Here is a 16,924-nt window from a genome sequence, read left to right on the forward strand (position 1 = left end):
GGTTTATGGCGGCAACATGATAGCTGGATGACAGGTTTTGGAATGTCGATATCACAACCCAGGCGGATCGTGCTGCAAGCACGATGGCGCGGTCGCCACTATCCGTCACTCAGTCCGTGGCGTTGCGGCGAAAGACCGAGGGGAGGCGCGTCCTGTCGATGACCGCGCCGAGGGCGACGCCCCACATGCCGCTCGCCATATTGACGATGATGTCGAACGGGCGCCCGTCATTGCCGATGGTCAGCACATGGGCGAGACCGAGCGCACTAACGGTGGCAATCATCATGAGGAAGGCAAAAGACGGTGAGTCCGGGTAGGCCAGTCGTGCCAGGCAGCCTGCGATGCACAGCGCGACGATGTGGTAGATGTTGAAAGGATTACCAATCTCGGCCTGCCAATTCACGTGCGCCAGCGTCAGCGCGACGAGGGCTGCGATATAAATCCAGACGCTGAATTTCAAAACGCGATTGGTGTCCATAGGATGAGGATATATCAGCGACTTAAGGCAAGACTAGCGTAGGCACCGCTATATCCGCACTTTCGGGGCACACAAATTGTGTACGCGCGATATAAATGTCGAAACAAATATAGGATCTTGGGCAATTCCGCGGGCTGAATTCCGCCATGCTTCCGATCTTCCCCGCCAAGGGTGATCCAGCCGCATCCGGCTTCGTAAAGAAATACATGAGATGGATATGAGTGCAAGCTCCGGCCGCACTGTCGGGATCACAAGGTCAGGAGCATAGTTGCAGGACAGCGTTGGAATGGAGCCAGGCATCAGGCGGAACAAGCGGACCCGCGTCAGGCTCAGGGACGTCGCCCAGAAGGTAGGCGTGAGCGCTATCACCGTGTCCCGTGTGTTGCGTGCACCCGACAAGGTCTCCGCAGAATTGCGCGAAAACATCCTCCGGGTCATCGATGACATGGGCTATGTGCCCGATCTGGCCGCACGGGCACTCGCCGGCCGCCATAGCGGCATCATCGCGGTTCTTGCCCCGGCAATCAACAGCCAGATCCTCTCCGATGTCATGAGTGGCATCGAAGCCCGCGTGCGCAACACCGGCCTGCACACGCAATATGCCAATACGGTGTATAGCGGCGGCGAGGAGACGGGTCAGATCCGTAACCTCCTGACGCAGAACCCGGCCGGCATCCTTCTCGTCGGCACCGAATGCTGCGAGCGGATTGCCCCGACCGTTATTTCGGCGACCTGCCCGGTATCCTACATTCTCGATCACAGCCAGAAGCCCGAAGAGCCCATGGCTGCGGCCATCGACCACGAGGCCGTCGGCGAGGCAGCCACGCGTCATCTTGTATCCGCCGGTTATCGACGCATCGGCTTGCTCGGCGGCTACCTCGATGTCCGGTCGAACCGGCGACGGCAGGGTTACGAAAACGTGCTGCAGGCAGCAGGCATCCATTATCCCGACCTGATGCTCATGGAGGATGAACCGACCAGCGTGGCCCTCGGTTGCCGGTTATTCTCAGAGCTTCTGGCGCGGGCGCCCGATGTCGATGCGGTGCTCTGCCAGAACGACGATCTGGCGCTCGGCGTGCTGTTCGAATGCCAGCGTCGCGGCATCAGCGTGCCCGGCGATCTCGGCATCTGCGGCATCAACAATCTCGAATTCGCAGCCTCCTCCCATCCGGCCATCACGACCGTCGATATCCCGCGCTTCGAACTCGGTTTTGAGGCCGCCGATATGCTGGTCCAGGCGATTGGCGGCGGGCAAATCGCCGGCCGGCGCAAGCTGGGCTTCAAGTTGATCGTGCGTGGAACGACCCGGTAAGGGGGAAAGGTCAGGGGGTATCGCTCCCCCTGAATTGTCGGTTCTATCAGATGTCGCTTGCCGCGTCCGACCAGAGGTCGGCTGCTTCCGCGGAGGTCATCCGGCGGACCTTCGCCTCGTCGCGACGGCTGGCGAACAGGTCGCTTGCCATGATCTGTTCGGCAAGGTCTGCCGGCAATGACAGGAGCACGCGCGTCTGATCCGGGTCGTAGGCACCGAGGTCGGCGCGCTTGCCCGAGATCATGCCGCCGGCCACCGTGTTGTTGGTGTCGGCATCGATCAGTATGAACGCACCGGTCGAGCGGCTCAGTTCGTAGGGATCGAAGATCGCCAGCTCGTCGAAGATCAGCTGGACCTTGCCGATGGCGTTCATCGGCAGCGCCTTGGCCGGGTTCCATGCGCCGCTGACCAGTTCCAGCTGGCTGACGGGAAGCACCTGCACCCGCTGGCGTCGACTGCCGCTCTTAAGCCAGTAGCGCTTGCCGGAGTGAATGCCTTCCGGCTGCAGCGCGACGATTTGCGCATCGAAGGAAAGGCCGACCTGCGGCTGGTGGTCGATGGCAACGATCATGTCGCCGCGCGACACGTCCACCTGCCGGTCTAGAACCAGCGTGATTGCATCTCCCGCCACCGCCGCGTTGCGCACCAGGTCGAAGGTGACGATCTTGGCGACGTTTGCGACCATGCCAGATGGCAAGATCATCACGCTGTCGCCGGGCTTCACCGAGCCGCCGGCAACGGTGCCCTGATAGCCGCGAAAGCTTTCGCCGGGCCGCGACACGCGCTGCACCGACATCCGGAAGCCGACCGCCTGTGACGAGCGAACGGTTGCCAGTTCCAGCGCCTCGACCAGCGTCGGGCCGGTGTACCAAGGCATGGATGCCGCGCCGGAATATACGACGTTTTCGCCCTTAAGCGCCGACATCGGGATTGTGGTGATCTGCCTGACGCCGAGCGTCGCGGCAAATTCCTTGAAATCATGGGCGATCTTGTCGAAGCCGGCACGATCGTAGTTGGTGAGGTCGATCTTGTTGATCGCCAGCACGAACTGCTTGATCCCGAGCAGCGACGCGATGGTTGCGTGGCGGCGCGTCTGCTCGAGAATGCCGACGCGGGCATCGATCAGCAGGATGGCGAGATCGGCCGTCGAGGCCCCCGTCGCCATGTTACGGGTATACTGTTCATGGCCGGGCGTGTCGGCGACGATGAAGGAGCGGTTGTCCGTCGCAAAGTAGCGATAGGCGACATCGATGGTGATGCCCTGTTCGCGCTCGGCCTGCAATCCGTCCAGCAAAAGCGCGAAATCGGGCAGCCCGAGGTCGTTCTGCTTGCCGGTGGAATCCCGGCGCAGCGTTGCGGCCTGGTCTTCCTTGATGGCCTTGGTGTCCCAGAGCAGGCGGCCGATCAGCGTGGACTTGCCATCGTCGACGCTGCCGCAGGTGATGAGACGCAGCGGGCGGGTGTCGCGCACGGCTTTCAAAGGCTCGGCCGGGGCGAGATGGACGACGTTTGCGGCACTGGCGACAGTCATCTCAGAAATATCCTTCACGCTTCTTCTTTTCCATGGAGCCGGACTGGTCGCGATCGATCGCGCGTCCCTGCCGTTCGGAAACCGTTGCAATTTCGAGTTCGCCGATCACCTCGTCAAGGGTGGTCGCCTCCGACCGGATGGCGCCGGTCAGCGGGAAGTCGCCAAGCGTGCGGAAACGGATCATGCCTTCCTGGCGGACTTCGCCGGGCAAAAGCTCCAGCCGCGGATCTTCGGCGAGGATCATCATTCCGTCGCGCTCCACGAAGGGGCGCTTCTTGGCGTAATAGAGCGGCACCAGCGGAATGTCCTCGGCCTGGATGTACCGCCAGATGTCGACCTCGGTCCAGTTCGACAGCGGAAAGGCGCGCACGCTTTCGCCCTGGCGGATCATGCCGTTATAGATGTTCCAGAGTTCCGGCCGCTGGTTGCGCGGATCCCAGCGATGGTCGGGGGTGCGGAATGAATAGATCCGCTCCTTGGCGCGGCTTGCCTCTTCGTCACGCCGCGCGCCGCCAAAGGCCGCATCGAACTTGCCGGCGTCGAGCGCCTGGCGCAGCCCTTGTGTCTTCATGATGTCGGTAAAGGCGGACGAGCCATGGGTGAAGGGGGTAATCCCCTCGGCGGCACCGCGCGGATTGATATGCTCGATCAGGTCGAGATCGTAGGTCTTCGCGATGTTGTCGCGAAAGGCGATCATCTCGGAAAACTTCCAGCCGGTGTTGACGTGCAGCAGAGGGAGGGGGACGCGGCCGGGATAGAAGGCCTTGCGCGCCAGATGCAGGAGCACCGACGAATCCTTGCCGACCGAATAGAGCATGACCGGCCGTTCGAATTCCGCCGCAACTTCCCGGAAGATATGGATGGATTCGTTTTCCAGCGCTTTCAGGTGCGGATCTAGCGGCGGCTTTACGCTCTGCGGATTGTGCAGTTCCGTATCCGGACGGCTGTCGGCCATTGTCTACTCCAACTCTGTCGTCTCCGGCCGCAGGTTGGGCCGGCATAAAAGGGAATTGCGTCTCGCAAGTCGAGATTGGAATTTGCAGAGACGCGGGGGAAGGTTCAAGCGGAAACGACAGGATCCTCGGCAACATGCAGGCCGCATTCGCGCGTTTCGTCGTTTTCCCACCACCAGCGGCCGGCGCGTTCCGGTTCGCCGGGCTTGATGGCGCGGGTACAGGGCTCGCAGCCGATCGACGGATAACCGCGCGCATGCAGCGGATTGATCGGCACGGCATTGTCGGCGACATAGGCGCGGATGCGATCGATATCCCAATCGGCCAGCGGGTTGATTTTCAGCAAGTGCCGTTCAGCATCGTACTCGGCAAACGGCGTATCCGACCGGTTGGCCGACTGGCCGCGTCGAAGGCCAGTGACCCAGATCGTCGCGCCGGCGAGCGCGCGGGCAAGCGGCAGCACCTTGCGCACGCCGCAGCAGGCATGCCGTGCCTCGACGCTCTCATAGAAACCATTGATCCCGTAGCGCGCCGCAAAGGCGTCGATGTCGGCCTGCTCTGGCTCGAAGCGTTGGATCGAAATGTCGTAGCGGCTTTCCGTCTCGTCGATGAGCGCCAGCGTTTCTGCAAACAGCCGGCCCGTCTGCAGCGTCGAGACGTCGATTGGAAAACGGTGCGTGCCGATCTCGGCAGTGATCACCTGATCCTCGATGCCGAGGCTGGTGGTGAAGACCGCGCGGCCGAGGCTTGCCGCCAGCGACAATCGGCCGGCGAGGTCGAGACCTGCCAGCGCGGCGTTCAATGTTTCCGTATCTTCGATGGAATTGATGGCAGTCATCGGAAAACCTTGTCTGAAAGTGCGCGCAGCATCGCAGACGATGACCGAAAAAGACAGGAATGGGATTTCATAAACGACTTGGTGTGAGCAAATATCTCTCACAACGGCCAACGCAGCGCAAAAGCAACCGCTTTTTCCGCAACCGGCGCCTCTCGGGCTGGCGCTGTCAGCAAGAACAGCGCTTATATCTACCAATCTAGTAGAGTTAATCGCCGGATGTCAAACTGATTTCTGCTGCAATCTTCAATTTTGTAGCCGTTTCGGCCGCACGCGTTCAATTCCGGTTCAGGCAACATGCGCCAAAAGGGGTGTTCACCAGGGAAAAGGCGCCACTGCGCCGTGGATGAATGGCATTGCAGATGATCACGCAGAAGGCAAAATATGCATTGAGGGCGCTGGCCATCCTGGCGCGTGCCGATCAAGGCGAGCCGATGCTGATCTCCGAGATCGCCGCACAGCAGAAGATCCCGAAGAAATTCCTCGAGCAGATCCTGCTGGAACTGAAGCACCGTGACATCGTCGAAAGCCGGCGCGGCAAGCAAGGCGGCTATCTGTTGCTGAAACCTGCCGAAGAGATCACCTTCGGGGAAATCCTGCGCATCATCGACGGCCCCATTGCGCCGCTCCCCTGCCTGTCGCTGACCGCCTATCGCCGCTGCAGCGATTGCGACGGCGAGCAGGGCTGCGAAATCCACCATGTCTTCGCCAAGGTCGCGGATGCCATGCGCAAGGTCCTGTTCAACACCACCATCGCCGACGCCATCCGCCGCCCGGAAAGCGCCACGGTCACAAGGCTGCTGGCCTGATCAAGCGGAACTTGCGTCGGTCCGCGCGGCATCCTTGTCATGCGTCCGTCGTGCGCGGATGGCGGCGGCGATGTAGACACGCGAAAGCCCGTGATAAAGCGGCTCCGGCGACAACATCCGTGACGTCACATAGCCCAGCATCGACACCGCCATGATCGGGATGACCGCCTGGTGATCGCCGGTCATTTCCAGGATAATGACGAAAGCCGTCATCGGCGCCTGCACGACACCGGCAAAATAGCCGGCCATGCCGAGGATGGCGGCAAGGGCGATGCTGGTGCCCATGAGGTGCCCGACGGTGCTGCCGAAACCCGCGCCGACGGCGAGCGACGGGGCAAATATCCCGCCCGGAATGCCTGAAATCATCGACAAAAAGCTTGCCAGGAGTTTTTCCACGAAGAACAGCAACGGCAGCGAGTTCCCCTCTACCGCGCCGCGCGCCTGCTCGTATCCGGTACCAAACGTATTGCCCTTGGAGATGACGCCGATGACAGCCACCGCCAGCCCGCAGCCGCCGGCCATGATGAGCATGCGCAGGAGAGGTTGCGGCTGTGCCCAGCGGCGGATGCGCAGGCCAAAATGCAGGGCAAGGCCGCTGAAGCCGGCACCGAGCGCGCCGCCGCCGATACCGCAGACCAGCACAAGGCCCCAATCGGCAAGGAAGGTTGGCGACGTCACCGCCGTGCCGAAATAATTGTAGCTGCCGGAGAGCCCGAGAGCCGCCAGGCCGGCGAGGATCACCGCCGTCAGCACCAGCCCGTTGGCACGGGCCTCGTAGGTGCGGCTCATTTCCTCGATGGCAAAGACGATGCCGGCCAGCGGCGTGTTGAAGGCTGCTGCGATCCCGGCTGCCGAGCCCGCAAGGATCAGCCCGCGTGCCTGTACCATACCGCCGAACCGCGCCGCTGCCAGCATGATGGCGGCGCCGACCTGGACAGTCGGTCCCTCGCGACCGATCGAGGCGCCCGACAGCAGGCCGAGAATCGTCAGCAGGATTTTCCCCGCCGCCACCCGCAGCGACAGCAGCCGCACCCGGTCATCCTCCTGATGCAGGTGCCGCGCTGCGATCGCCTGCGGAATACCGCTTCCCTGGGAATTCGGAAACAGCGTGATGGCAAGCCACGCCGACAGCACGAACCCGACCGGGGTGATGACGAGAGGCAGCAGAAATCCCCAGTCGCCCGAGGTCGTCACCGCACCGAAAAGCCGCTGCGCCATGTCTGCCGCCTTGGCAAAGCCGACGCTGATCAGCCCGATGGCCACAGCCCCCGCCCAGAACACCAGCCGCGTCCGCCACGTCCCGTGCGACCCCCACACAGCCCGGGAGCGGCGCAGGAACTTCGATTTTCGATAGGAAGAGGAGGGCATGGGAGCTCTGGACTGCTGGAAAACTGGCTGAGTTCGGGCAAATTGAGCCTCTGGGCGAAGACCCCTTATCGACCCCGCTGGCGCGTCTTGCAAGTTGGAATCGGTCGGGGTCAGCGCGCGTTATTTGACAAGCGCCTGTTGCGTTCTACAATGCATCGCAATTGCAACGCATGGAGCGGCTCATGAAAACGGCATCCCTTCCGTCACTGCGCGTCGATCCCGAACTACGCGCAGCGGCTGAGAGCGTCTTGAAGGACGGCGAGACGCTGTCGGCGTTTGTCGAGGCTTCTATCCGGGCACAGATAGATTTCCGACGCAAGCAGGCGGAGTTTATCGCACGCGGCCTGGCATCGCTTGAAGATGCAAAGAAAACAGGAATTTATTTCAGTTCGAAGGAGGTTCTCGACGAATTGAAGGGAATGCTCGATGCCAGGTCTTCGGAAAAGCATTCCTCGTGACCTATGCGGTCAGGACGACGGCAAAGGCCCGGGAAGATATCAAACGTCTATACGCCTATCTGCTGGAGCGCGATGAACAAGCTGCCGTGCGGGCCTATGCGGCGATTGAAAAGGCCATGGTCATGCTGGAAACGTTTCCTTTCAGCTGCCGTCGAGCGTCCGGCGGCGATTCTCTTTTAAGGGAGCTTGTCGTACCTTTCGGCGCGGCCGGATATGTGCTTCTGTTCAAGATAGAAGACAGCCAGACAGTCACCGTCGCGGCCATCCGCCACCAGCGGGAAGAAGACTACCACTGAGCCCGCCGATCGATACCCATGTTGCTTTGACGATCCAGCCCCCTGTCTCATGGAGCGGCCACAGCGACCGCTTTCTAAAAGTCTGGTTTCTGAGCCTTGAGGCCAACGACCGCGCACCGAAGGGGCTTCAATCTTTTCGTCGATCTCGATGATACCAGCAGAACTCGCACTCCATTGGTTAACTCGCTGCCAGACGATCTCTCACCGAAAGCGCCGGTCGATTGGCAGCGTGAAGGACCATGCTGTGGCCTTTTTGCGCGCGCCGTGCCTGAACATTATCCTGAGCAGGCGAATTGCAAAACCTGCGGGCGGTTTCGGGAGCGGGATTGGCGATTCAGGCTCGGGATCGTTCGGGTCGCCGAAGCGCTCGATGTAGAGATCCGCATACAGGCTCGGGATGGGTGGCATGACGAAGGCTTCCCCCGGTTTGACACAGGACTTGATTGCTTTTGAATCGATTCAATGGTCATGCATCTCTGTCGACCTGTCAAGCAAAAGTTGAATCGATACAAACGGGGCGTTATGCTTCGCTTTCGGTGCAGGCGGGGGTAGGGCATGAAGGAAAAGAGCGCAAAACTTGCCGATGTGGCGCGGGTGGCGGAGGTCTCGCAAGGGACCGCCTCCAATGTCTTCAACCGCCCTGAGGTGGTGCGCGAACAGGTCCGCGAGCATGTCCTGAAGGTCGCTGCCGCGTTGGGCTACAGGGGGCCTGACGTAAAGGGCCGCTTGCTGCGAGCAGGGCGCGTCAATGCGATCGGCGTGGCAACGGTCGAGCCGCTGTCCTATTTTTTCGAAGATCCTTGGGCGCGAGCGATCATGACGGCGATTGGCGACGTCTGCGATGAGAGCGGAACCGGGATTGCGCTGGTGTCAGCGAAAAACCAGGAAAAGCTGGCCTGGAATGTCAACAGTGCCCTGGTCGACGGGTTTATCCTGCTCTGTGTCGAAGGTGGAGAAAGGTTGGTCGACCTGACACGCCGGCGGCAGTTGCCCTTCATCGCGCTGGCGCTTGGCGAGGACGACGCCTCGGTCCCGCGGATCGGCATCGATAACAGGGCGGGCGCGGCTGCCGCTGCGCGGCATCTGGGCGAGCTTGGCCACAGGAATGTCGCCATACTGGCCATCGGAAACCACGATGTTCCGCATGGGCTGTTGCCGCTTTCGCGGATCGACGAGGTTTTGGGCGGCAGCATGCGGGAGCGGATGCGTGGCTACTGGCAAGGGATAGAGACGTTCGGTATCGGGCCCGACGATATGCCGGTCTTCGGCACGCTGAACGACCAGCCGACGGTCGAGGCTGCAATGACGGCGCTGTTCTCGATGCCTGCGCCGCCAACCGCCGTTTTGGCCATGTCCGACCACAGCGCCATGCTGGCGCTGCAGTGGCTCGCCGCTCGTGGCATCGCCGTGCCCGGCGAAGTGTCCGTGGTCGGTTTCGACGGCGTGCCGGAAGCGGCGTTGTCCCAGCCCGCCTTGACGACCGTCGTCCAGCCGTTGCCGGAAATCGCCCGTCGCGCGGTGGCGGCCATACTCGAAGCCACCATACCGGCAGAGGGGCATGTCATGGCGGTCGACCTGGTCGTCCGCAAAAGCACAGCCGCGCCCGGGCGATAGGGGGCAAGCGCGGCTGTCGAGACAGGATTACCGGTCGCTGATGTCAGCGCGCGGGTTGGTCCAGGGTCGCTGGTTGGAGCGGGCGAGCGGTTGGCGGCCGAGGATGTGGTCGGCGGCTTTTTCGCCCGCCATGATCGACGGGCCGTTGAGGTTGCCATATGTCAGCGACGGGAAGATCGACGAGTCCGCGACGCGCAGTCCGTCGACGCCGATGACCCGGGTCTCGGGGTCGACGACGGCCATGGGGTCGTCCCTCGATCCCATCTTGCAGGTGCCGCAGGGGTGATAGGCGCTTTCCAGGTGTTCGCGCAGGAACGCGTCGATCTGCTCGTCTGTGGTCACCTCGGCGCCCGGCTGGATTTCAGGTCCCCGGTAGTGGTCGAAGGCCTTCTGGCCGAAAATCTCGCGCGTCAGCCGGACGCAGTGGCGGAATTTCTCCCAGTCTTCCGGATGGCTCATATAGTTGAAGCGGATCACCGGATCGGCCTTCGGGTCCGAGGAGCGCAGCGTCACGGCACCGCGCGATTTTGACAGGTTGTAGCCGACGTGGACCTGGAACCCGTGGCTCTTGGCGGCCGCCTTGCCGTCATAGCTGATGGCCACGGGCAGGAAATGATACTGGATGTCGGGCTGCTTGATGCCGGGCGCCGAGCGCAGGAAGGCGCAGGCCTCGAACTGGTTGGAGGTGCCAAGTCCCGAGCGGGTAAAAAGCCACTGCGCCCCCGCCACGCCCTGCCAGAACCACGGCAGCCAGGAATAGAGCGACACCGGCTTGGTCGAGACCTGCTGGAAATAGAATTCCATGTGGTCCTGCAGGTTGGCGCCGACACCCGGTCTGTCGACTTTGACCTCGATGCCCATTTCTTTCAGATGCGCTTCCGGCCCGATGCCCGACAGCATCAGCAGCTTTGGCGAATTGAACGAAGATGCAGCCACGATCACCTCGCGGTTGGCCTTGACGACCTCGATCTTGCCGCCGCGCTCGATCTCGACACCGGTAGCACGGCCGTTCTCGATGACGATCTTCCGGGCAAGGCAGCGGATCAGCGTGACGTTCGGGCGTTTCAGGGCAGGGCGCAGATAGGCATTGGCGGCCGACCAGCGGCGGCCCTTGTAGATGGTCTGCTCCATCAGCCCGAAACCTTCCTGCTTCGAGCCGTTATAGTCGTCGGTGGTCTCGAAACCCGCCTGCTTGCCGGCCTCCACGAAGGCGTGGAACAGGGGATTGGTGAAGCCGCCGCGCTGTACATGCAGCGGCCCGTCGGTGCCCCGCCAGCCCTCTTCGCCGCCATGGCTGTTTTCCATGCGCTTGAAGTAGGGCAGCACGTCGGCATAGCCCCAGCCCCGCGCGCCAAGCTCCTCCCAGCGGTTGAAGTCTTCGGAATGGCCGCGCACATACACCATGCCGTTGATCGACGAGGAGCCGCCGAGCACCTTTCCGCGCGGCGCGGTGATCCGCCGGTTGTTGAGGTGAGGCTCCGGCTCGGAGTGATATCCCCAGTTGTAGCGATCCATGCTCATCGGCCAGGCGAGCGCCGCCGGCATCTGGATGAACGGCCCGAAGTCCGTGCCCCCATATTCCAGCACGATCACCGAATGCTTGCCGTCTTCCGACAGCCGATAAGCCATGGCAGATCCTGCCGAACCGGAACCGATGATGACGAAATCTGCTTGCTGCATGGGGGCTCCAGACGTCTATGGAAAAGGGCGACAAATGTATCGCGATGCGCTATCATTGTTGCAGGCGGTATAGCTCAGGGCGATGGTGTCGGAATGAAGGACGTTGTCGTATCCCGACTTGCCGACAAAGCACTTATGCGCATGCAGCCAAAACGGCGGCTGGCGATCATTGAAAAAGTCAAAGCCTATGCGCGCGGAGAGATTGTCGACATCAAGAAGATGAAAGGCGGAAATCTCTACCGTATCAGGGTCGGACTGGATCGGGTTATCATCGATGACAAGGGTAGGATTATCGTGGTCATCGATGCCGGTCCGCGGGGCAGTATCTACAAGGATTGATCCACAATGGGCGATATCAAGAGGTTCGAAATCGACGGCAAACCCTATGTGCTGTTGAGTGAAGAGGATTATGAGGATCTGGTCGATGGACTGAGGGCGAATGCTGTCCTGGCCGGGATTTCTGCAGGAGAAGAAACCTGGCCCTTGGAGATCGTTGAGGCGCGTGCCAATGGCGGAAATGCCGTCCGTATCTTCCGAAACTATCGCCGCATGACTGTCACCGAACTTGCCATGGCCGCCGGAATTTCGCAGCCCTATCTCTCTGAGATCGAGGCAGGCAAAAAAACCGGCAGTGTCGATGTCCTGAAGCGTATCGCTACCGCCCTCAAGGTCGATCTCGACGATCTCGTCGTCGACGTGGCGGACTGATCCATCCATGGTCAATACGGCGCCTCGACCTTGCCCATGGCCACGTAGACCGTTTTCAGCTCGGAATAGTGCTCCAGCGCTGCCAGTGAATTCTCGCGGCCGAAGCCGGATTGCTTCGAGCCGCCGAACGGGATTTCGACCGGGCAGAGATTGTAGGTGTTGATCCACAACGTACCGGCTTCGAGCCGGTCTACGACGCGGTGGGCGCGGGTGATGTCGGCGGTGAAGACTCCGCCGGAGAGGCCGAACTCGGTGCCGTTGGCCCGCGCGATCACTTTCTCCTCGTCGTCGAAATCGAGCACGCACATGACAGGCCCGAAGATTTCCTCGCGGGCGATGGTCATGTCGTCGGTGACATCGGCAAACACCGTCGGCTGGATGTAATAGCCTTCACTGGCGACGTTGTTGGGGATGCCGCCGCCGGCAACCAGCGTTGCGCCCTCGGCCTTGCCTGCCGCGATATAGGCGAGCACCTTGTTGCGCTGGGCGAGCGATACCATCGGCCCGACCTGCGTCGCATCGTCCATGGGGTCGCCGATGACCATCGCCTCGGTGCGGGCCTTCAGGCGCTTCAGGAACTCAGCCTTGACGGCGGTGTGGACGAAGACGCGGGTGCCGTTCGAGCAGACCTGGCCGGTCGAATAGAAGTTTCCGAGCATCGCGCCGCCGATGGCGCTGTCGATGTCGGCATCGTCGAAGACGATCAGCGGCGATTTTCCGCCGAGTTCCATCGTCACATGCTTCAGGCTGCCGGCGGCAGCCGCTGCCACCTTGCGGCCCGTCGGCACCGAGCCGGTCAGCGATACCTTGGCGACATCGGGATGGTTGACCAGCAGCGGCCCGGTATCGCGGTCGCCCTGGATGACGTTGTAGAGGCCCTTCGGAAGCCCTGCCTCATGCAGGATTTCGGCGATCTTCAGTGCACCCAGCGGCGTATTTTCCGATGGCTTGAAGACCATGGCATTGCCGCAGGCCAGCGCCGGCGCACCCTTCCAGCAGGCGATCTGCTGCGGATAGTTCCAGGCACCGATGCCGACGCAGACGCCGAGCGGCACGCGCTTGGTATAGGCGAAGTCGCCGCCGAGCGGGATATAGCTGCCGTTCAGGCCGGCTGGGATGACGCCGCCGAAAAACTCGAAACTGTCGGCGCCCGAGGTCGGGTCGGCGACGATCGTCTCCTGGATCGGCTTGCCGGTATCCAGCGTCTCCAGTTCCGACAGTTCGCGATTGCGTTCCCGCATGATATCGGCAGCCCGCTTCAGGATGCGGCCGCGTGCCGTCGGGCTCATTGCCGCCCATTCCGGCTGGGCACGCTTGGCAGATGCGATCGCCTTCTCGATGATGGCCGGCGTTGCCGCATGCAGCCGGGCGATGACTTCTCCGGTGGCCGGATAGAGGCTTTCGAACACCGCTCCCGCCGTATCCTCCACATATTCGCCGTCGATGAAGTGCGAGGCTTTCGGTTGGGCTTTCATCTTATTCTCCGCGTGGATAGCGTTTGGATTCTTCGAGGGTATCGAGGTTCATGTGGTTGCGCATGTAGCGCTCCGAGGCCTTCTGCAGCGGCTGGTAGTCCCACGGATAATAGGAGCCGTTGCGCAGCGCCTCGTAGACGACCCAGCGCCGCGCCTGGCTTTCGCGCACCGCAGCATCGAAGGCGCCCATGTCCCAGCGTTCTTCGCGCTTGCGGCGGAACAGGGCGACGACCTCCGTAAAGTCCGGATCGTCGGCGAGATTGGTGAGTTCCAGCGGGTCGGCGTCGAGGTCGTAGAGAAGGTCAGGGTCGAGCATGCAGTGGATGTATTTCCACTTGCCCTCGCGAATGCAGACGAGCGGCGCATAGGAACCTTCCGCCGCATATTCCATCAGCACCGGCTCGGTGCGCTCGGCGCCATCGATGATGGGCCTCAGGCTCATGCCGTCGGTCCAGGGCATGATGTCCTGCATGGATATGCCGGCAAGGTCGGCCATGGTCGGCGTCACGTCGAGGTTGGAGGTCGGCGCCAGATGCAGCCCCGGGGTGACGCCGGGGCCGGCTATCATCAGTGGCACCCGCGCGGAGCCCTCGAAGAAGTTCATCTTGAACCATAATCCGCGCTCGCCCAGCATGTCGCCATGGTCGGAGCAGAACAGGATGAGCGTGTTGTCGAGCATCCGCGTGCGCGCCAAGGTGTCCATGAGCTCGCCGACCTTGTCGTCGAGATAGGAAATATTGGCGAAGTAGGCCTGGCGGGAGCGCCGGATGTGCTCTTCGGTGACCTCGAAATTCTTGTAATCGCAGGAATGGATAATGCGCCGGGAATGCGGATCCTGCTGCTCGTCGGGCAGCATGCCGACTTCGGGCATCAGCTGATCGCAGCCTTCATAAAGATCCCAGTATTTCCGGCGGGCGACATAGGGGTCGTGCGGATGGGTGAAGGACACCGTCAGGCACCACGGCCGGCGGCTCTGGTCGTCGTTCTCGCGGCTGAGATGATAGAGTTTCTGGTTTGCCAGAAACGCCACCTCGTCGTCATATTCCATCTGGTTGGTGATTTCGGCAACACCGGCGCCGGTTACCGAGCCGAGATTGTGGTACCACCAGTCGATGCGCTCGCCGGGCTTGCGGTAATCCGGCGTCCAGCCGAAATCGGCCGGATAGATATCCGTCGTCAGCCGCTCCTCGAAGCCGTGAAGCTGGTCGGGACCGACGAAATGCATCTTGCCGGACAGCGCCGTATAGTATCCGGCGCGGCGAAGGTGGTGGGCGTAGGTCGGGATCGACGAGACATATTCGGCGGCATTGTCGTAGACCCGTGTCCTGCTCGGCAATTGTCCGGCCATGAACGAGGCGCGGGCAGGGGCGCAGAGCGGCGACGAGGTATAGTTGTTGGCAAAGCGTGCCGAGCGGGCTGCCAGTGCCTTCAGGTGCGGCGCATGCAGGAACTCCGCCGGACCATCCGGAAAGAACTTTCCGTTGAGCTGGTCGACCATGACGATCAGGATATCCGGCTTCATCTCGGTCACGGCGTCTATCCTTTGCCAAGGGCGGTCAGATGAGTGTTTATGTAGTCTTCGGTCAACGCAATAGAGGCTTCGATACCTGTCGGCACCGAGCGCAGACTTTGCCGGATATACAGCCCGTCGATCATCGCAGCCGCGCCTTCTGCCATGCGTTCCGCGTCATCCGCAGTGCAAAGCGGCCGGAGGTTGGCGAGCAGGTTGGAGCGCAGGCGGCGCGCATAGATCACCAGGAAGCGCCGCGTTTCCTCGGAGCGCTGCGCCTCGGCATAGAAGGCGAGCCAGGCGGCAATGGTCTCCGGGGCAAACTGGTTTGCCTGGAAGCTGACGCGGATCATCGCCGACAGCTTTTCGCGCGGTCCTGCTGCCGCCTTGAGCGCCGTCACCGTGTCGTTGCGCAACTGGCGTAGAAGCGAGCGGATGGTTGCCTGCAGCAGCCGCTCCTTGCTGCCGAAATAGTGATGGGCCAGCGCCGCCGAGACACCGGCTTCCCGGGCGATGTCGGACATCGTGACGCTCAGCGATCCGTGATCGCCGATCACCCTGAGGGCGGCGTTGACGAGCGCCTCGCGACGCACTGGCTCCATTCCGACTTTCGGCATCGTCGTCTCCTGATGACGATCATCGTATTTTTGATTGAGCCATCAATCAATAAAAATCGGAAACCCGCGAATTGATTTCGATCAGTGTCCGGGGAAGACCTTTTGCGCTAGAATGCGTTTCTCGACGTGGATTTCACGAAATGTAAAAGTAACAGGAACGGGTGTCGTCATGGTCATGGGTTTGAACGAACTGCCGCACGCCTCCGCTCATGCAAAGTGGGGCTGGTTCGTGGCGCTGGGCGTCCTGCTTTTGCTGCTCAGCGGCATTGCCTTCGGGAACCTCTTCCTCGCCACCGTCGTCTCGGTCTATTACGTCGGAATGCTCATGCTGCTCGGCGGTATCGTCTATCTCATCCATGCCTTCCAGGTGCGGGGTTGGGAACATAGCCTTCCATGGATCCTCAGCGGTCTGCTCTACACGCTGGCCGGTATCTTCGCCTTCATGAACCCGCTGCTGGCCTCGGCGGTCTTTACCCTGATGCTGGCCATAGCGCTGGTCATTGCCGGCGTCCTGCGTATCTGGGTCGGCCGCAGGATGAAGCCGGGGAAGGGCTGGGGGTTCATTCTCCTCAGCGGCATCGTGACGATGGTGGCAGGCTTCGTGGTCGCGCTCGGCTGGCCCGTTAACAGCCTGTGGATCCTCGGCCTGTTCCTCGCCGTCGACCTGATGTTCCAGGGCTGGACGCTCATCGCCTTCGTACTTGGCCTCAGGCGCTGATTAGAAGAAATCGCCCGTTGGTTCCGCCTTTTGACAAGCTTGGCGCGCAGGCATAACGTGAAGACGTGGCAGCACAGCGTGAGGCCCGTATCTCGCGCCGCAGGCCGCCCTTGAGTGAACCTTGAACGCAGGCATGATGCCTGCGCGGATCTGGCAGTTTTTCGGCCAGACACGGCAAAGAGAGGCAATGTCATGCCTATGGTCACTGTTTCCATCTCTCCAATGCAGGTCGCCGGCATCCGCGCCGCCGTCGACAACGGCAATTACGCATCCGGCAGCGAAGTCGTGCGCGAGGCGCTGCGCATGTGGGAAGCGGCACGCAAGCGAGGCGATCTGTGCGATGCGCACCACCTGGCGACGGGTTTGCCCGACGGGGCCGGCAGTGCCGACAGGCGCGTTGCCGATATGTTTGCCGACTTCGACGCTTCAGCTGCGGCCCACAATTGAAGCTGCTGCGTGAAAGCCAAAAAGCTAAACTATTCCTGCAGGTTGGTACATGCCGGCCTTGAGCGCCGGGACGGGCTTTTTGTCATTAAAACTTCACGAACCGGAAAGCTTTTAT

Annotated in this window: 18 protein-coding genes; 9 read left to right on the forward strand and 9 right to left on the reverse strand. The window is 61.7% G+C overall.

Annotated elements, in window-relative coordinates; all coding sequences use genetic code 11:
* Positions 1-109: 109 nt before the first annotated feature.
* Positions 110-478, reverse strand: a complete 369-nt coding sequence (locus EQW76_RS10380) for a hypothetical protein (RefSeq protein WP_244615275.1) — start codon at positions 476-478, stop codon at positions 110-112.
* A 286-nt stretch (positions 479-764) separates the two neighbouring features.
* Here EQW76_RS10380 and EQW76_RS10385 point away from each other — a divergent pair, with 286 nt between their 5' ends.
* Positions 765-1,790 carry a LacI family DNA-binding transcriptional regulator gene (locus EQW76_RS10385; RefSeq protein WP_142824478.1) on the forward strand — a complete coding sequence of 342 codons (1,026 nt, stop codon included), beginning with the start codon at positions 765-767 and terminating at the stop codon, positions 1,788-1,790.
* Between the two features lie 46 nt (positions 1,791-1,836).
* Here EQW76_RS10385 and cysN read toward each other — a convergent pair whose 3' ends face one another.
* The 3 genes from cysN to EQW76_RS10400 form a co-directional block, all read right to left on the reverse strand.
* Positions 1,837-3,321 carry a sulfate adenylyltransferase subunit CysN gene (cysN, locus tag EQW76_RS10390; RefSeq protein WP_142824479.1) on the reverse strand — a complete coding sequence of 495 codons (1,485 nt, stop codon included), beginning with the start codon at positions 3,319-3,321 and terminating at the stop codon, positions 1,837-1,839.
* A gap of 1 nt (position 3,322) precedes the next feature.
* Positions 3,323-4,276 (reverse strand): sulfate adenylyltransferase subunit CysD, encoded by a 954-nt coding sequence (gene cysD, locus EQW76_RS10395; protein WP_142824277.1) that lies wholly within the window; start codon positions 4,274-4,276, stop codon positions 3,323-3,325.
* A 104-nt stretch (positions 4,277-4,380) separates the two neighbouring features.
* Entirely contained in the window at positions 4,381-5,112 is a 732-nt protein-coding gene (locus EQW76_RS10400) for a phosphoadenylyl-sulfate reductase (protein WP_142824278.1), read from the reverse strand.
* A 359-nt stretch (positions 5,113-5,471) separates the two neighbouring features.
* Between EQW76_RS10400 and EQW76_RS10405 the strand changes: the two genes are divergently transcribed.
* A complete protein-coding gene (locus EQW76_RS10405; RefSeq protein WP_142824480.1) occupies positions 5,472-5,918 on the forward strand; it encodes an Rrf2 family transcriptional regulator in 447 nt (148 codons plus the stop codon).
* Here EQW76_RS10405 and EQW76_RS10410 read toward each other — a convergent pair whose 3' ends face one another.
* Positions 5,919-7,286 carry a chloride channel protein gene (locus tag EQW76_RS10410; RefSeq protein WP_142824279.1) on the reverse strand — a complete coding sequence of 456 codons (1,368 nt, stop codon included), beginning with the start codon at positions 7,284-7,286 and terminating at the stop codon, positions 5,919-5,921.
* A gap of 182 nt (positions 7,287-7,468) precedes the next feature.
* On the opposite strand from EQW76_RS10410, the gene EQW76_RS10415 reads away from it, so the two are divergent.
* The 3 genes from EQW76_RS10415 (at position 7,469) to EQW76_RS10425 (ending at position 9,654) form a co-directional block, all read left to right on the forward strand.
* The gene (locus tag EQW76_RS10415; RefSeq protein ID WP_142824280.1) at positions 7,469-7,744 is read left to right on the forward strand and encodes a YlcI/YnfO family protein; all 276 of its coding nucleotides are present in this window, start codon (positions 7,469-7,471) and stop codon (positions 7,742-7,744) included.
* Positions 7,741-8,040, forward strand: coding sequence for a type II toxin-antitoxin system RelE/ParE family toxin (locus tag EQW76_RS10420; protein WP_142824281.1), 300 nt, complete (start codon positions 7,741-7,743; stop codon positions 8,038-8,040). Before EQW76_RS10415 ends, EQW76_RS10420 begins: the two co-directional genes overlap by 4 nt.
* Before the next feature lie 555 nt (positions 8,041-8,595).
* A complete protein-coding gene (locus EQW76_RS10425; protein WP_142824282.1) occupies positions 8,596-9,654 on the forward strand; it encodes a LacI family DNA-binding transcriptional regulator in 1,059 nt (352 codons plus the stop codon).
* A gap of 27 nt (positions 9,655-9,681) precedes the next feature.
* Here EQW76_RS10425 and betA read toward each other — a convergent pair whose 3' ends face one another.
* Positions 9,682-11,334, reverse strand: coding sequence for a choline dehydrogenase (gene betA / locus EQW76_RS10430; protein WP_142824283.1), 1,653 nt, complete (start codon positions 11,332-11,334; stop codon positions 9,682-9,684).
* A 93-nt stretch (positions 11,335-11,427) separates the two neighbouring features.
* Between betA and EQW76_RS10435 the strand changes: the two genes are divergently transcribed.
* Both EQW76_RS10435 and EQW76_RS10440 read left to right on the forward strand, forming a co-directional pair.
* A complete protein-coding gene (locus tag EQW76_RS10435; RefSeq protein ID WP_142824284.1) occupies positions 11,428-11,673 on the forward strand; it encodes a cytotoxic translational repressor of toxin-antitoxin stability system in 246 nt (81 codons plus the stop codon).
* 6 nt (positions 11,674-11,679) lie between these two features.
* Positions 11,680-12,042 carry a helix-turn-helix transcriptional regulator gene (locus EQW76_RS10440; RefSeq protein WP_142824285.1) on the forward strand — a complete coding sequence of 121 codons (363 nt, stop codon included), beginning with the start codon at positions 11,680-11,682 and terminating at the stop codon, positions 12,040-12,042.
* An 11-nt stretch (positions 12,043-12,053) separates the two neighbouring features.
* Here the strand turns inward: EQW76_RS10440 and betB are convergent, their stop codons facing one another.
* From betB to betI, 3 genes are read right to left on the reverse strand one after another with little or no spacing between them, the layout of a single operon-like run.
* The gene (gene betB / locus EQW76_RS10445; RefSeq protein ID WP_142824286.1) at positions 12,054-13,517 is read right to left on the reverse strand and encodes a betaine-aldehyde dehydrogenase; all 1,464 of its coding nucleotides are present in this window, start codon (positions 13,515-13,517) and stop codon (positions 12,054-12,056) included.
* A gap of 1 nt (position 13,518) precedes the next feature.
* Complete coding sequence (gene betC, locus EQW76_RS10450) at positions 13,519-15,048, reverse strand: choline-sulfatase (protein WP_142824287.1); 1,530 nt, start codon at positions 15,046-15,048, stop codon at positions 13,519-13,521.
* Positions 15,049-15,053: 5 nt separating this feature from the next.
* Entirely contained in the window at positions 15,054-15,644 is a 591-nt protein-coding gene (gene betI / locus EQW76_RS10455) for a transcriptional regulator BetI (protein ID WP_142824288.1), read from the reverse strand.
* A gap of 169 nt (positions 15,645-15,813) precedes the next feature.
* Between betI and EQW76_RS10460 the strand changes: the two genes are divergently transcribed.
* Complete coding sequence (locus tag EQW76_RS10460) at positions 15,814-16,362, forward strand: HdeD family acid-resistance protein (protein ID WP_142824289.1); 549 nt, start codon at positions 15,814-15,816, stop codon at positions 16,360-16,362.
* A gap of 192 nt (positions 16,363-16,554) precedes the next feature.
* Positions 16,555-16,809 carry a type II toxin-antitoxin system ParD family antitoxin gene (locus EQW76_RS10465; protein WP_142824290.1) on the forward strand — a complete coding sequence of 85 codons (255 nt, stop codon included), beginning with the start codon at positions 16,555-16,557 and terminating at the stop codon, positions 16,807-16,809.
* The last annotated feature ends 115 nt before the right edge of the window (positions 16,810-16,924 follow it).

The sequence above is a fragment of the Rhizobium sp. rho-13.1 genome (genome assembly GCF_007000305.1).
Taxonomy (GTDB): domain Bacteria; phylum Pseudomonadota; class Alphaproteobacteria; order Rhizobiales; family Rhizobiaceae; genus Rhizobium; species Rhizobium rhododendri.

What these genes read in the sequence shown, in the direction of transcription:
- EQW76_RS10380 (WP_244615275.1), bottom strand. Translation starts at nt 478, where the DNA reads ATGGACACCAATCGCGTTTTGAAATTCAGCGTCTGGATTTATATCGCA.
- EQW76_RS10385 (WP_142824478.1), top strand. Translation starts at nt 765, where the DNA reads ATGGAGCCAGGCATCAGGCGGAACAAGCGGACCCGCGTCAGGCTCAGG.
- cysN (WP_142824479.1), bottom strand. Translation starts at nt 3,321, where the DNA reads ATGACTGTCGCCAGTGCCGCAAACGTCGTCCATCTCGCCCCGGCCGAG.
- cysD (WP_142824277.1), bottom strand. Translation starts at nt 4,276, where the DNA reads ATGGCCGACAGCCGTCCGGATACGGAACTGCACAATCCGCAGAGCGTA.
- EQW76_RS10400 (WP_142824278.1), bottom strand. Translation starts at nt 5,112, where the DNA reads ATGACTGCCATCAATTCCATCGAAGATACGGAAACATTGAACGCCGCG.
- EQW76_RS10405 (WP_142824480.1), top strand. Translation starts at nt 5,472, where the DNA reads ATGATCACGCAGAAGGCAAAATATGCATTGAGGGCGCTGGCCATCCTG.
- EQW76_RS10410 (WP_142824279.1), bottom strand. Translation starts at nt 7,286, where the DNA reads ATGCCCTCCTCTTCCTATCGAAAATCGAAGTTCCTGCGCCGCTCCCGG.
- EQW76_RS10415 (WP_142824280.1), top strand. Translation starts at nt 7,469, where the DNA reads ATGAAAACGGCATCCCTTCCGTCACTGCGCGTCGATCCCGAACTACGC.
- EQW76_RS10425 (WP_142824282.1), top strand. Translation starts at nt 8,596, where the DNA reads ATGAAGGAAAAGAGCGCAAAACTTGCCGATGTGGCGCGGGTGGCGGAG.
- betA (WP_142824283.1), bottom strand. Translation starts at nt 11,334, where the DNA reads ATGCAGCAAGCAGATTTCGTCATCATCGGTTCCGGTTCGGCAGGATCT.
- EQW76_RS10435 (WP_142824284.1), top strand. Translation starts at nt 11,428, where the DNA reads ATGAAGGACGTTGTCGTATCCCGACTTGCCGACAAAGCACTTATGCGC.
- EQW76_RS10440 (WP_142824285.1), top strand. Translation starts at nt 11,680, where the DNA reads ATGGGCGATATCAAGAGGTTCGAAATCGACGGCAAACCCTATGTGCTG.
- betB (WP_142824286.1), bottom strand. Translation starts at nt 13,517, where the DNA reads ATGAAAGCCCAACCGAAAGCCTCGCACTTCATCGACGGCGAATATGTG.
- betI (WP_142824288.1), bottom strand. Translation starts at nt 15,644, where the DNA reads ATGCCGAAAGTCGGAATGGAGCCAGTGCGTCGCGAGGCGCTCGTCAAC.
- EQW76_RS10460 (WP_142824289.1), top strand. Translation starts at nt 15,814, where the DNA reads ATGGTCATGGGTTTGAACGAACTGCCGCACGCCTCCGCTCATGCAAAG.
- EQW76_RS10465 (WP_142824290.1), top strand. Translation starts at nt 16,555, where the DNA reads ATGCCTATGGTCACTGTTTCCATCTCTCCAATGCAGGTCGCCGGCATC.